Raw genomic sequence first — 14,779 nt, forward strand, 5'->3', positions numbered from 1 at the left:
TATGTTATGAGGAAAATATGAAAGAAGAAAAGCATGAAAACATAGATTTAGATGATTTAGAAGATATAAATGATATAGAAAGTTATCTAAATAATAAAAAAGAAAAAAAATATAAATCAATGTTCATGAAAACGTTTTGGTGGATTTTGATAATATACATATGTATATGTGTGGTCATGATTATGTTACTTATGGACAATGATTTGAACTCAAAAGAATGTGGATATATAGCCATAATCTTTATAATGTCTTCAGCGCTGTTTATTTCAGTTTCAATGCTTATTTTTAAAATTTTTCAGAGATTTAGAAAACTTTCTGCTAATTTCAATGAAATTTCATCTACAAATAATATGCATGTGCCTGAAGATGGAGATGACGAGATTGCTATGCTAGGGCATCAGATTAACGATATGGTAGATCATATAGAGCAGCTTAATAAAGAAAATGTTAAAAAGCAGCTGTTAATGAAGAATGTTGAGATTAAATCACTACAAAATCAGATTAATGCTCATTTTATGTATAATGTCTTGGAAAGCATAAAGATGATGGCGGAGATAAAAGGTGATTATGAAATATCTGATGCAATAACATCACTTGGTCAGATGTTCAGATATAGTATGAAATGGACTTCGGGTTTAGTTACATTAAGGGAAGAATTAGAATATGTCCAGACATATTTAAATCTTTTAAATTTAAGATTTGATTATGAAATATATCTTTCGCTAAATATTCCGGAACAATATATGGATATTGAAATTCCAAAAATGACTTTGCAGCCAATAGTTGAGAATTCAGTATACCACGGTATAGAGGATATGGCTGAAGATACTTCAATTTATATAAAGGTATATGATATTGTAGAAAAAAATATTCTGGCAATAGAAGTTTCTGATGCCGGTAAAGGTATGGACGAGGAAAAATTGAAAGAGATTAAAGTTAATCTATATTTGCCCCATGAAGATGATTCAAAGGAGCATGGTCGTGCGCTAAGGAACGTAAATGAACGAATTCAGATGTTCTTTGGAAAAGAGTACGGAATAGATATTTTCTCAAAGAAAGGGTTATTTACTAAAGTGGTTATTCAATTACCGTTAGAGAGGAAGCAGTAGCATATGAAGACATTAATGATTGTTGAAGATGAAAAACTGATAAGACAGGGTATTAAGTCCATGGTTTTACGTTCGGGTGTTGATGTAGAAGAAATAATTGAATGTAATAATGGATTAGCTGCTCTGGAAATATTAGAAAAACAAAATGTAGATGTTATGTTTACGGATATTAGGATGCCAAAAATGGACGGAATTTCATTAGTAAAAGAAATCCAGAAAATGACAAAAAAGCCATTGATTGCAGCTATAAGTGGATTTGATGAATTTGACTATGCAGTTGAAATGATGAGAAATGGTGTAAACGAATACATATTGAAGCCTGTTGACAGAGACAAGCTGGCAAAGGTTTTGAAAAAATTTGATGACATAATTACTGAGGAAAAAGAATCTTATGAAAAGCAGAGGCAGGTAGTATATCAGCAGATGCAGTATATGATGATATACGATAATGTTACTCATAAGGAAATGCAAAGTATAACTGAAATGGCAAGAGCGTATTTTCAGGTAAAAAACTTTGTGGTTTGTTGCTTTAGCTGCCCTGAAAGTGAAATTGATGATGAAATGGATGGAAAATATTATTATCTTGAAGGTAAGGATTCTCTTAACATTTTAATCGTAGATTCAGAGTATAAAGATGAAGTTCTAAAATCATTTGATAATTATTACATCGGAATAAGCAATGTATATTATAATCTTTTAGATTTGCGACAGGCATATCATGAAGCAGCAACAATGAGAAAAACCGCATTTGAAACTATGATTAAACGTGTGGATGCAGCTGAGTTTAGTAAACCTGATGAAGAATATGAATATGGTGTTAAATTTATGATGCAGACAGCTAATCTTATCTGTTCAAATAAATTAGATGAAGCTATTGAACAGTTAGAATCATTTGTTGATGGTGTTAAAGCCAGAAAATATTACATAAATGAATTTAAAGAACAAATGGAAATAATTCTTAATACAACTATTAAAGTGTATCAGAACACTCTTAAAGTTGGAGAAGATGATATTATGGAATTATCAGATATTTATAGTTTTCAGACAATAGATGAATATATGGAAGTTGTCAAACGCTGGATTAGAGGCTTTGATGAACTTGTAAGTACAGATATTGATGAGCATAAGGCAAATATCAAAATAAAAAATGCAATTAAATATATTCAGGAAAATTACGCAACTGATTTAAATATGGCAGTAGTGTCAAATTATGTTTCCATGAACTATTCTTTATTTTCTTTTACATTTAAACAGTATACAGGAACAAATTTTGTAAACTATTTAAAGGATATCAGAATTGGAGAAGCTAAAAAGTTATTAACTGATACAGATATGAAAATAAATGAAATATCTCAGGCTGTCGGTTATGAACATGAGAAACATTTCATGAAAACATTTAAGGCTATCACAGGACTTACACCGTCACAGTATCGAAATAATTTAGGCTAAAGGGACAGTTATGGGAAATAAGAAAATACTATTAAGAAAAATAATTTTAAGATTAATTATTGTGATGTTTATAATAATTGCATTTATAGTAATAGTTATTGCAGTAATTAACATATATATGAAATCAGTAACATCATCAAAAATTCTTAGTGTAGACGAATGCAAAGATATGGATGCAGACTGTATTTTAGTACTTGGAGCAGGTGTTGCACCAAGTGGAAAACCTACTTGGATGCTTGAAGATAGAATTTTGACGTCTGAAGAACTGTATAATGTTAATGCTTCGCCCAAAATAATTATGTCAGGAGACCATGGAAGAGTTTCGTATGATGAAGTTAATACAATGAAAGATTATGCTATAAATGATGGAATTCCATCAGATGACATCTTCATGGATCATGCCGGATTTTCAACATATGATTCTATGTATAGAGCTAAAGAAATATTTGGCGTAAAAAAAATCGTTATTGTAAGTCAAAAATATCATTTGACCAGAGCGTTATATATAGCGAAAAAATTAGGGATTGAAGCATATGGCGTGTCTGCAGATAAAAGAGATTATCTGGCTAAGCAAAAATATCGTGTATTTAGAGAGTGGATTGCCAGAGCAAAAGATTTCTTTAAATTGATATATAAACCCGAACCAACTTATTTAGGCGATAAGATTTCTCTTGAAGATAGCGGAGATATTACAAATGATAAATAGCATATTTGCACAAATAATTTCGTGAAAATTTACAATATTTTAAAATATAAATAAGTGTAACTTGACAAATGCATAAACAATGCATAAAATTAACACAAATTAATAAACCGATGAGCAAGGGTAAGTAGTTATCGGGACGATTTTTCAGAGAGTTGTCGTTTGGTGTGAGACAATAAATCTAAGGTAATGAATGGACTTGTGAGGGCAGTTCGAAACCGGATATTATGGAAGTAGTGCTGACGGATCTTCACCGTTATAGGAAGTAGCATATGTTGGTATGTGAATGAGTGAATGTGATACACATTAATTTGGGTGGTACCGCAGAAGTTTATGAATTTATAGCTTTTGTCCCTTTTGGGACAGAAGCTTTTTTGATTTTAAATTTCTTTTATGAAATAATGTATCGCTAAAAAGAATAATGTGACTCGATAAAAGAGGGAATCTTTAATGGATGTACATTTTTACTTGAAACGTACCGATTCTGTATGAAAGATGGCTAATTCTTTCAGGCAGTCAATTGGAAAGGAGACACTATGAAAAAAGGAAGATTTGGAGAATTTGGAGGACAGTATGTTCCTGAAACATTAATGAATGCAGTTAAAGAAGTTGAAGAAGCATATGAGCATTACAAAAATGATCCTGAATTTGTAAAGGAACTTGATGGCTTAATGAAAAATTATGCGGGAAGACCATCTTTGTTATACTATGCAGAAAAAATGACAAAGGATTTAGGTGGGGCAAAAATCTATTTAAAGAGAGAAGATTTGAATCATACAGGTTCTCATAAGATAAACAATGTTTTAGGTCAGGTTCTTTTAGCTAAGAAAATGGGTAAAACAAGAGTTATTGCTGAAACAGGAGCAGGTCAGCATGGCGTTGCAACAGCTACAGCTGCTGCACTTATGGGAATGGAATGTGAAATCTATATGGGAAAAGTAGACACAGAGCGTCAGGCTTTAAACTGTTTTAGAATGGAACTTTTAGGTGCTAAGGTACATCCTGTAGTATCGGGAACAATGACATTAAAAGACGCAGTAAATGAAGCAATGAGAGAATGGACAAGACGTGTTGATGACACATTGTATGTTTTAGGTTCAGTAATGGGACCGCATCCATTTCCAACAATTGTACGTGATTTCCAGAGTGTAATCAGCAAAGAAATAAAAGAACAGTTAATGGAAAAAGATGGAAAACTTCCTGATGCAGTAATTGCCTGCGTAGGTGGAGGTTCAAATGCAATGGGAGCTTTTTATAATTTTATAGAAGATAAATCTGTTAAATTAATTGGCTGTGAAGCTGCAGGGCTTGGTGTTGATACTCCTAAAAACGCAGCATCTGTTGCAAATGGAGCAATGGGAATTTTCCATGGAATGAAATCATTGTTCTGCCAGGATAAATATGGTCAGATTGCACCTGTTTATTCAATTTCTGCAGGACTTGATTACCCCGGAATCGGACCGGAACATGCAATGCTAAATGAAACAGGTCGTGCACAGTATGTTTCAATAACTGACGATGAAGCAGTTAATGCATTTGAATATTTATCAAGAACAGAAGGCATAATTCCGGCAATTGAAAGTTCACATGCAATTGCATATGCAATGAAGTATGCACCAACTTTAGATAAAGACAAAATAATTGTAGTTAATGTTTCCGGACGTGGAGATAAGGACGTAGCAGCAATAGCAAGATATAGAGGAGTAGAGATTTATGAGTAAGATACATGAAGCATTTGAAAATGGAAAAGCATTTATTGCATTTGTAACAGGCGGAGATCCTGATTTAGATACAACTAAGAAAATCATTAAAGAAATGGAAAAAGCAGGGGCAGATTTAATTGAAATCGGAATACCATTTTCCGATCCAATTGCAGAAGGCCCTATTATTCAGGAGGCAAATGAGAGAGCGTTGGCAAATGGATGTACAACCGATAAATTGTTTGACGCATTAAAAGATATAAAAGATGAAGTCTCGGTACCATTAGTATTTTTAACTTACATTAATCCAATTTACGCATATGACGTCGACAAATTTTTGGACAGATGTAATGAATGTGGAATACAGGGATTAATTATTCCTGATTTGCCATACGAAGAAAAAGATGAAATAGCAGATGAATGTAAAAATCATGATGTAGATATAATTTCATTAATTGCACCGGCATCTCATGACAGAATTAAAATGATAGCAAAGGAAGCAACAGGATTTATATACTGTGTTTCATCGTTAGGAGTAACAGGTGTAAGAAGTGATATTAATACTGATTTAGGAGGAATGATAAAATTAGTTCGTGAAACAACTGATGTTCCATGTGCTTTTGGATTTGGTATAGCAACGCCTGAGCAGGCAGAATACGTAGCTAAATATTCCGATGGTGCAATTGCTGGAAGTGCCATTGTAAAAATTGTAGCTAAATATGGAAAAGATTGTCTTCCATATATAAATGAATATGTAAAAAGCATGAAAGAAGCTGTAATGAAAGCTAATTAATGTTGCGTTTAAAGGAGCCGACGGATGACGTTGGTTCCTTTTTTACATTAACTAATCATTGGCATTGTATTAGAAAAATGTTAATATTAATAAAGATATTTACACTCTATATTACAAGGAGATATTAATTATGAGAAAAGCGCTTATAGTAATAGATATGCAATATGATTTTATAGACGGTTCTTTAGGGACAAATGAAGCACAAAATATATTGCCAAATGTAAATGATTTAATAGATAAAAAAGATTATGATAATTTATTTTTTACAAGAGATACTCATTACGAAAATTATCTTGATACTCAGGAAGGAAAAAATTTACCTGTAAAACATTGTATAAAAAATACACACGGATGGCAGATACACGATATATTAAATACGGATGGTGCAGAAATAATTGATAAAGAATCATTTGGATTTAATGGTTGGAAAGGTAAGTTAGATAATTTTGACGAAGTTGTTTTAGTAGGCCTTTGCACAGATATTTGTGTTATATCCAATGCACTTATTATTAAAGCATTTTATCCTGAAATAAAAATAAATATTGTCGAAGATGCAACAGCAGGAGTAACACCTGAATCGAAAGCAGCAGCTATTGCAACAGCAAAGTCTTGTCAGATTAATATAATATGATGCCGTGGTTGTTGAAATACGTAGCACGTAACAATCCGAAGACATTAAAGTTGTTTTTTGCCTGGCATCATAATATAATGGTAAATAAATTTTTAATGACATAATACTTTTTTATAATTTATCATGGACTAATGCTTTATTATTGGATGAAAAAATACTTACAGAAAATAAGAATAAATTTTTATAATGTGTTTGACATCCATATATCTATATGATAATATATATGAGTATGCCGCTCAGTGTGGTTATAAGTATTGCTTTTTGCAATCACCGAAACTGGCGAGTAATGTTAAATAGGAGGTGCCGTATGTACGCAGTTATAGCAACAGGTGGAAAACAGTATAAGGTTTCTGAAGGTGAAACAATCAGAGTTGAAAAGCTCGGTGCTGAAGCTGGAAGCACATATACATTTGACCAGGTTCTTCTCGTAAGCGGAGACGAAGTTAAAGTTGGTGAACCTACAGTAGCTGGAGCTACAGTAGAAGCAACAGTTGTTGGCGACGGTAAGGCTAAAAAGGTTATCGTTTACAAATACAAGAGAAAAACTGGTTATCATAAGAAAAATGGTCACAGACAGCAGTACACAGAAGTTAAAATTGACAAGATCAATGCTTAATTTTAGTTAGAGTTTAGAAGGGATTATCTTATGACTAAGGTAACAATTTTTAAACAACAGGGTTTATATAAAGGCTTTGAGGTTAGTGGTCATTCAGGATATGCTGATGCAGGTGAAGATATTGTCTGTGCGGCTATTTCAGCTTTAACCATTAATTGCATTAATTCAATAGAAACATTTACTAATGATGAATTTTTATTGGATACAGATGAAGAAGCAGGGTTAATTCGATTAATTTTTTCATATAAACCTGGCAGTAAATCAGAATTGCTGATTGATTCTCTTGCCCTTGGGTTAAGGGAGATTGAAAACGAAAACAAAGAGTATATAACATTAGATTTTAAGGAGGTATAGCTATGATGAAGATGAACCTTCAGTTCTTCGCTCATAAAAAAGGTGTTGGTTCTACAAAGAACGGTAGAGATTCAGAATCAAAGAGACTCGGCGCTAAGAGAGCAGACGGACAGTTTGTAAAAGCTGGAAACATCCTTTACAGACAGCGTGGTACAAAGATTCACCCAGGTGTTAACGTTGGCCGTGGTGGTGATGATACATTATTTGCTACATCAGATGGTATCGTAAGATTTGAAAGAAAAGGAAGAGACAAGAAACAGGTTTCTGTTTATCCTGTAGCAGAATAATTAATGATTTCAAAGCTTCAAATCATTCGTGGTTTGAAGCTTTTCTTTTATATATAATTTTTGTAACTCTATTAATTTAGTTTGAGATGGAGGTATAAATAATGTTTGCAGATCGTGCACAGATTTATATTAAATCAGGAAAAGGAGGAGACGGACACGTTTCCTTTAGAAGAGAATTATATGTGCCAAATGGCGGACCGGATGGTGGAGACGGTGGCCGTGGTGGCGATATTATTTTTGAAGTAGATAAAGGATTAAATACTTTATACGAATTTAGACATAACCGCAATTACAAGGCTCAGCCGGGTGAAGATGGCGGTAAGAAGAATAAACATGGAAAAAATGGTGAAGACCTTATTATAAAAGTTCCTGAAGGAACAGTTATTCGTGAAGTCGAAACAGGTAAAGTTGTGGCTGACATGAGCGGAGATAATCAGCGCGTAACAGTTTTAAATGGTGGTCGTGGAGGAAAAGGCAATCAGCATTATGCTACACCTACTATGCAGGCCCCTAAATACGCACAACCGGGACAGCAGGCAATGGAACTTAACGTAATTTTAGAGTTAAAGGTTATTGCAGATGTTGGCTTAGTAGGTTTCCCAAATGTTGGAAAATCAACACTTTTATCACGAGTAACAAATGCGCAACCTAAAATTGCTAATTATCATTTTACAACATTAAATCCTAACTTGGGTGTTGTCGATTTGCCTGGGGGAAAAGGATTTGTAATTGCAGACATACCGGGACTTATTGAAGGAGCATCCGAAGGTGTAGGTTTAGGACATGAATTTTTAAGACACATTGAGCGTACAAAGGTAATTATTCATATGGTTGACGCCGCTTCTGTTGAAGGAAGAGACCCAATTGCAGATATTAAGGCAATTAATGCTGAATTAGAAGCATATAATCCTGATTTGCTTAACAGACCACAGGTAATTGCAGCAAACAAAATAGATGCAATTTATGGAGAAAGCAATACTATTATTGATGACATCAAGAAAGAATTTGAACCGGAAATTAAGGTTTATCCAATTTCAGCCGTAAGTGGTAAAGGACTCAAGGAATTGTTATATCATGTTAGAGAAATGCTTGATGAATTCGATGATGCCCCAACTGTATTTGAACAGGAATATGATCCAAAACAGTTCTTTGACAACGTAGAAGATCCTTATACAGTTGAAAAAATTAAAGATGGTTTATATTCTATAGAAGGTCCTCGTATTGAAAGAATGTTAGGATATACAAATCTTGAATCAGAAAAAGGTTTTGTATTCTTCCAGAATTTTATGAAGGAAAATGGTATCTTAGATGAACTTGAAGCATTAGGTATAACTGATGGAGATACAGTTAAGATATATGGACATGAATTTGATTATTATAAATAATAATTTTCGAAAGAAAGGAAATTCCATAGTAATGGAATAGGTGAGATAGATATGACAAGTAAGCAGAGAGCATATTTAAGAAAATTAGCTGCTACAATGGATCCGATTTTTCAGGTTGGGAAGTCTAGTGTAACACCTGAGCTTACAGAAGCAATTGACGAAGCACTTGCTAAGAGAGAACTTATAAAAATTTCTGTTTTAAAGAACTGCTTTGATGATTGTAGAGAAGTCGGACAGGTTATTGCAGAACGTACAAAATCAACTTTAGTAGCTGTTACAGGAAGAAAAATCGTATTATACAGACCGGCTAAAGAAGAAAAGGATAGAAAAATAATTCTTCCGTAAAATTAAGGTGATTATATGAAAATTGGAATTATTGGAGGAACATTTGACCCATTACATGTTTCTCATATAAATATTGCCAGTGAAGCTAAGAAACAATTTGATTTGGAACAGATTTGGTTTATGTTATCACCTAATCCACCTCACAAGAATTCAGAAACAGTTAATTCTTTTGAGGTGAGATTTGAAATGCTGAATATAGGATTGAGAGATAATTGTTCGTTTATACCTTGTGATTACGAATATAAGAATGGCTACAGATATACGGCTGATACATTGACTTTTCTAAAAAAAGATTATCCTGATAATGAATTTTATTTTATTATTGGCAGTGATTCATTGATGAATATTGAATCATGGTATCACCCTGAAATTATTTTTTCCTGTTATACAGTACTTGTTGCAGCAAGAAATGATGGGTCAATGAAAAATATAAATGCAAAAATAACTTCTTTAAAAGAAAAGTATGACTGTAATATTGAAGTAATTTTTGTTGAAGCGACAGATATATCTTCGTCTGAAATAAGAATGCATTTGTCAGAACATAAAAATGAAATCCCAAATCAAATATACAAATATATTAAAGAACATAATTTATATCAAAATACAAATCAGGTGAAAAGAATGAATCCGGCTGAAATATTAGAAGATTTAAAGAAAGAACTTAATCCACACCGCTATGAACATACAATAGGTGTTGCAAATACAGCAAAAAAGATGGCTGAAGCATTGGGTGAGAATCCTAATACGGCATATCTTGCAGGAATACTTCATGACTGTGCTAAATGTATTCCAGATGAAGAAAAAGTTAAATTGTGTAAAGATAACAACATCGAAATAACCGATATGGAAATGAAGAATCAATTTCTTTTGCATAGTAAAGCGGGTGCCGTTCTTGCTAGAAATAAATACGGAATAAATGATGATGACGTTTTATCAGCAATAACATTCCATACAACAGGAAAGCCTAATATGACTTTATTAGAGAAAATTATTTTCTCGGCAGATTATATTGAGCCGTCAAGAAATCAGGCACCAAATCTTGATTATTTACGCAAAATTGCATATTCAGATATTGATTTAACTGTATATACAATTTTGAGAGATACACTTAACTATTTAAAATCAAAAGGTAATTCCACGGATAATATTGATGTAAATACATGTAAGGCATATGAATTTTATAAAAATGTTATAGAGAATAGATAAATTAATCATATTTGGATTACTAATTATAATTAATTTGATAGAAATATTATTTTTAAATAAAACAGTTATCTTGATTTATAATATAATTACGGAGGAAACAATATGGAAATCAGAGAGATGGCTAAAATAGCCTATGACGCGTTAGATGATAAAAAAGGTGTAGATATTACAGTACTTGATATATCTGAAATTTCTACAATGGCTGATTATTTTATTATTGCCAGCGGAAACAATGATAATCAGGTAAGGGCAATGGTAGATAATGTTGATGAAGAAATGCATAAAATCGGCAAAAATCCCACTCATATCGAGGGGTATAGAAGTGGTGACTGGGTATTAATGGATTATGAAGATATTATTGTCCATGTATTTAATAAAGACAATCGTTTATTCTATGATTTAGAGAGAATCTGGCGTGACGGAAAAATTGTTGAATTATAAAAGAGGTGATATACATGTGGGCATATGAAAGTGTATTTTATCAGATTTATCCACTTGGATTTTGTGGTGCACCATTTGAAAATGATGGTGTATTAGAGCATAGAATCAATAAAGTTTCAGAGTGGATTCCACATATTAAGAAACTTGGAGCAAATGCAATTTATTTTTCTCCTTTATTCGAATCAGATACACATGGTTATAATACAAGGGATTACTGCATGCTCGATAAACGATTAGGCACAAATGAAGATTTTAAAAATATTTGCCAAGAGCTCCATGAAAATGGTATAAAAATTGTTTTAGATGGTGTATTTAATCATGTAGGACGAGGATTTTATCAATTTCAGGATGTCTTAAAGAATAGAGAAAATTCCAGATATAAAGATTGGTTCCACATCAGTTTTGAAGGAAATTCCAATTATAATGATGGACTTTGGTATGAAGGCTGGGAAGGTAACTATGATTTAGTTAAGTTAAATCTTGGAAATGAAGAAGTAGTGCAGCATATACTTAATGCAGTCAAATTTTGGATTGATGAATTTGATATTGATGGAATAAGGCTTGATGTAGCTTATTGTCTTTCACCTGAGTTTCTGCATAGATTAAGAAATTATTGTGATGGATTAAAAAATGATTTCTTTTTGGTTGGTGAAATGCTTCATGGAGATTACAATCAGCGAATGAATGATTCAATGTTACATTCAGCAACAAATTATGAGTGCTATAAAGGTTTATATTCAAGTTTTAATTCTATGAATATGTTTGAAATATGTCATTCTTTAAACAGACAGTTCGGGGCCGAAAATTGGACTATATACAAAGGAAAGCATCTATTTTCATTTGTAGATAATCATGATGTAACAAGAGTTGCAAGCATACTAAGTAATGAAAATCATTTGCCTTTGATTTATACATTGATGTTTGGAATGCCTGGAATTCCTTGTGTTTATTATGGAAGTGAATGGGGCGAAAAAGCTGATAAAAGTCAGGGAGACCAAGCTTTGCGTCCTTCATTTGAACAGCCAATTGAAAATGAATTGTTTAAGCACATTTCTAAATTAGCTGATATTAAGAAAAATTCAACTGCATTAAATTACGGAGATTTTTCTACTATTTTACTTACAAATAAGCAATGTGTAATCAAAAGATGTGTTGATACAGAGACTGTATTAGTTTGCATTAATGCAGATGAAAATAATTTTTATGCTAATTTTAATGTTTCAGCAAATTACATTGATTTGTTGACTAATAAAGAATTAAGAGTAGAAAATGGTTTTGAAATGAAAGCTTATAGTTCATATATTTTGAAATTAGTTTAAGAATAGTCTTAAATTATAAAATATTTTATTTATAATTTAAAATCACTTATAATTTGCTTATAAATTTGATTATTAGGTTAAACCTGGTATTATATAAAATGAATAATAATTCATTATTTTGAAATTGTTCATAATTTTGTTAAAAAATGATTTTATTATATTAAATGTACAAATGGCTAAATTAAATTTTATTGCTTAATTTTGTAATTGAAATTTTAAATTTGTATACAATTGAGCAATAACATAATTTTTATGAAAAGAGGTAGATTTAAATGGCAAAGAAGATTGTACCTGTTACATTACTTACAGGTTATTTAGGTGCAGGAAAGACAACATTACTTAATGAAGTCCTTTCTAATCAGGAAGGATATAAAGTAGCGGTTATTGTTAACGATATTGGTGAGGTTAACATTGATGCAAGCTTAATAGCTAAAGGCGGACAGGTTACACAGAAAGATGACAATCTTGTTCCACTTCAGAATGGATGTATCTGTTGTACATTAAAGGTTGATTTAATTAATCAGATTATTGATTTAGTTTCATCAGGTAAATTTGATTATTTATTAATTGAAGCAAGTGGTATTTGTGAGCCATTGCCAATTGCTCAGTCTATTACTATGTTAGACGGTTCTTATGATAAGAGAGCAAAACTTTGCCGTCTTGATAATATTGTAACTGTTGTCGATGTAGCAAGATTAGCAGACGAATTTGGATGTGGTGAAAATCTTGTTAAAGATGATATTGATGATGAAGATATCGAAAATTTACTTATTCAGCAAATTGAATTTTGTAATACTATTATTTTCAACAAAGTTGATACTATTTCAGAAGAACAGTTAAACAAGGTTAAAACTATTGTTAAAACTCTTCAGCCAAATGCTAAGACAATTGATACTAACTACGGAAAAGTTCCTGTAAGTGAAATTTTAAATACTGAAAGATTTGATTTCGATGAAGCAAGTATGTCAGCAGGTTGGATTCAGGCTCTTGAAAATTATGACGCAGATGAAGACGAACATCATGACCACGACGAACACGAGCATGAGGAACACGAGCATGAGGAACACGGTCATCATCATGACGAACATGAACACGAAGGACACGAGCATGAGGGACACGATCATCATCATGATGAACATGAAAATGATGACCACGGACATCATGGACATCATCACCATCACCACCATCATCATGGAGAGGGTGAGGCAGAAGAATACGGTATCGGAAGTTTTGTATATTATAGAAGAAAACCTTTTGCTAAAGAAAAATTTGAAGACTGGATTAATGATATGCCTAAAGGTATTATCAGAAGCAAAGGTATTATCTGGGCAGCTGAGAACAATAATGACGCTTATATGTTTGAACAGGCAGGTAAACAGATTAATATTACAAATGCCGGCAGATGGTATGCTACAGCACCAAGAAGAGTACGTGCTCAGGCAATGAAAGATGATCCTACATTAGTTAAGGATTGGGACGAAGAAGTAGGCGATCGTATGATTAAATTAGTATTTATCGGTCAGAATCTTGATAAAGAAGCTATAATTAAATCATTAGATGATTGCCTTGCATAAAAACACACCAACGAGAAAGTATTGTAATAACATTACAAAAAGATATCAGTAGAAATGAACAAATTTATCTTATTCGATATGAAAATGTTTATTTCAACTGATATCTTTTTTATATTAGTTTAAATAACATGTTTATATTATGTTAGCTTAAACAACATGAGGTCTATATAATGAATGAACTCTACCTAAAATCTCACAATCAGGGACAATTATTGGATCCATATTGTCATTTTCAGGTTGAAGGCGGATATGGCCATCTTCTTTATAAAATCTTTTAACTGTAGCAGAATCGTCTATTAAAGCAACTACAATATCTCCATTACTTACAGCAGAAGTTCTTTCTACAATAATATAATCATTCTCGTAAAAACCTACGTTAATCATGCTTTCACCGTGAATCTTCAAAATGAACGTTTCATTATTAGGTAAAAATTCAGTTGGCAATGCAAAATAATCTTCGATGTTTTCAACTGCAAGTAATGGCTCACCTGCAGCAACTCTTCCAACAACCGGAATATTAGACATTTCTCTTCGTGCAAGTCCAAATTCATCATCAATTATCTCGATAGCACGAGGCTTAGTAGGGTCTCTTCTTATGTAGCCGTTTTCTTCTAAAGTAGCTAAATGTGAATGAACAGAAGAAGTAGAACGCAAACCAACTTTCTCACAGATTTCCCTAACTGTAGGTGGATATCCTTTTCTTAATATTTCTTCTTTTATGTAATCGAGAATCTGTTGCTGTTTAGCTGTAATCTTACCAGGCATATGTAATTCCTCCAAATAATATATAAAATTTTAAAATATATTCAAAATCAAAAAAAAAATTTCAAAATATACTTAACTGTACCATCTAATGTACACCTCATA

The 14,779-nt window shown here is 32.2% G+C and carries 16 protein-coding genes and 1 other annotated feature; of the genes, 15 read left to right on the plus strand and 1 reads right to left on the minus strand.

The annotated features are described in order from the left end of the window. Positions 1-17 precede the first annotated feature (17 nt). The 15 genes from ABMA45_RS09090 to ABMA45_RS09160 all read left to right on the plus strand — a co-directional run bounded on the left by ABMA45_RS09090 (position 18) and on the right by ABMA45_RS09160 (position 13,912). A complete protein-coding gene (locus ABMA45_RS09090) occupies positions 18-1,109 on the plus strand; it encodes a sensor histidine kinase (RefSeq protein ID WP_022089576.1) in 1,092 nt (363 codons plus the stop codon). A gap of 3 nt (positions 1,110-1,112) precedes the next feature. Beyond that, positions 1,113-2,558, plus strand: a complete 1,446-nt coding sequence (locus tag ABMA45_RS09095) for a response regulator transcription factor (protein WP_022089577.1) — start codon at positions 1,113-1,115, stop codon at positions 2,556-2,558. 10 nt (positions 2,559-2,568) lie between these two features. After that, complete coding sequence (locus ABMA45_RS09100) at positions 2,569-3,264, plus strand: SanA/YdcF family protein (protein ID WP_022089578.1); 696 nt, start codon at positions 2,569-2,571, stop codon at positions 3,262-3,264. A gap of 101 nt (positions 3,265-3,365) precedes the next feature. Then, positions 3,366-3,620, plus strand: a binding site (T-box leader). A 177-nt stretch (positions 3,621-3,797) separates the two neighbouring features. Continuing rightward, the gene (gene trpB, locus ABMA45_RS09105) at positions 3,798-4,982 is read left to right on the plus strand and encodes a tryptophan synthase subunit beta (RefSeq protein ID WP_022089579.1); all 1,185 of its coding nucleotides are present in this window, start codon (positions 3,798-3,800) and stop codon (positions 4,980-4,982) included. Then, positions 4,975-5,754, plus strand: coding sequence for a tryptophan synthase subunit alpha (trpA, locus tag ABMA45_RS09110; protein WP_022089580.1), 780 nt, complete (start codon positions 4,975-4,977; stop codon positions 5,752-5,754). The genes trpB and trpA overlap by 8 nt, the downstream gene beginning before the upstream one ends. Positions 5,755-5,884: 130 nt before the next feature. Further along, on the plus strand, positions 5,885-6,385 hold the full coding sequence (locus ABMA45_RS09115; RefSeq protein ID WP_022089581.1) for a cysteine hydrolase family protein: 501 nt from the start codon (positions 5,885-5,887) through the stop codon (positions 6,383-6,385). A 307-nt stretch (positions 6,386-6,692) separates the two neighbouring features. Beyond that, positions 6,693-7,001: a 50S ribosomal protein L21 gene (gene rplU, locus ABMA45_RS09120; protein ID WP_022089582.1), complete on the plus strand. Its 309-nt coding sequence runs from the start codon at positions 6,693-6,695 to the stop codon at positions 6,999-7,001. Positions 7,002-7,031: 30 nt separating this feature from the next. Next, positions 7,032-7,355, plus strand: coding sequence for a ribosomal-processing cysteine protease Prp (locus ABMA45_RS09125; RefSeq protein WP_022089583.1), 324 nt, complete (start codon positions 7,032-7,034; stop codon positions 7,353-7,355). Between the two features lie 2 nt (positions 7,356-7,357). Further along, positions 7,358-7,642 carry a 50S ribosomal protein L27 gene (gene rpmA / locus ABMA45_RS09130; protein WP_117909360.1) on the plus strand — a complete coding sequence of 95 codons (285 nt, stop codon included), beginning with the start codon at positions 7,358-7,360 and terminating at the stop codon, positions 7,640-7,642. A 101-nt stretch (positions 7,643-7,743) separates the two neighbouring features. Beyond that, on the plus strand, positions 7,744-9,027 hold the full coding sequence (obgE, locus tag ABMA45_RS09135) for a GTPase ObgE (protein ID WP_022089585.1): 1,284 nt from the start codon (positions 7,744-7,746) through the stop codon (positions 9,025-9,027). Positions 9,028-9,078: 51 nt separating this feature from the next. Then, positions 9,079-9,372: a ribosome assembly RNA-binding protein YhbY gene (gene yhbY, locus ABMA45_RS09140; RefSeq protein WP_022089586.1), complete on the plus strand. Its 294-nt coding sequence runs from the start codon at positions 9,079-9,081 to the stop codon at positions 9,370-9,372. Positions 9,373-9,387: 15 nt separating this feature from the next. After that, positions 9,388-10,578 (plus strand): nicotinate-nucleotide adenylyltransferase, encoded by a 1,191-nt coding sequence (gene nadD, locus ABMA45_RS09145; RefSeq protein WP_022089587.1) that lies wholly within the window; start codon positions 9,388-9,390, stop codon positions 10,576-10,578. A 102-nt stretch (positions 10,579-10,680) separates the two neighbouring features. Then, positions 10,681-11,019: a ribosome silencing factor gene (gene rsfS / locus ABMA45_RS09150; protein WP_022089588.1), complete on the plus strand. Its 339-nt coding sequence runs from the start codon at positions 10,681-10,683 to the stop codon at positions 11,017-11,019. A 14-nt stretch (positions 11,020-11,033) separates the two neighbouring features. Next, positions 11,034-12,338 (plus strand): alpha-amylase family glycosyl hydrolase, encoded by a 1,305-nt coding sequence (locus ABMA45_RS09155; RefSeq protein ID WP_022089589.1) that lies wholly within the window; start codon positions 11,034-11,036, stop codon positions 12,336-12,338. Positions 12,339-12,610: 272 nt separating this feature from the next. Next, positions 12,611-13,912, plus strand: a complete 1,302-nt coding sequence (locus ABMA45_RS09160) for a GTP-binding protein (RefSeq protein WP_022089590.1) — start codon at positions 12,611-12,613, stop codon at positions 13,910-13,912. Between the two features lie 147 nt (positions 13,913-14,059). On the opposite strand, the gene lexA is transcribed toward ABMA45_RS09160, so the two are convergent. Further along, entirely contained in the window at positions 14,060-14,677 is a 618-nt protein-coding gene (gene lexA, locus ABMA45_RS09165) for a transcriptional repressor LexA (RefSeq protein WP_022089591.1), read from the minus strand. Between the last annotated feature and the right edge of the window lie 102 nt (positions 14,678-14,779).

The organism is Eubacterium sp. CAG:156 (genome assembly GCF_000434315.1).
In the GTDB taxonomy this organism is placed as follows: Bacteria; Bacillota; Clostridia; order Lachnospirales; family Lachnospiraceae; genus Eubacterium_U; species Eubacterium_U album.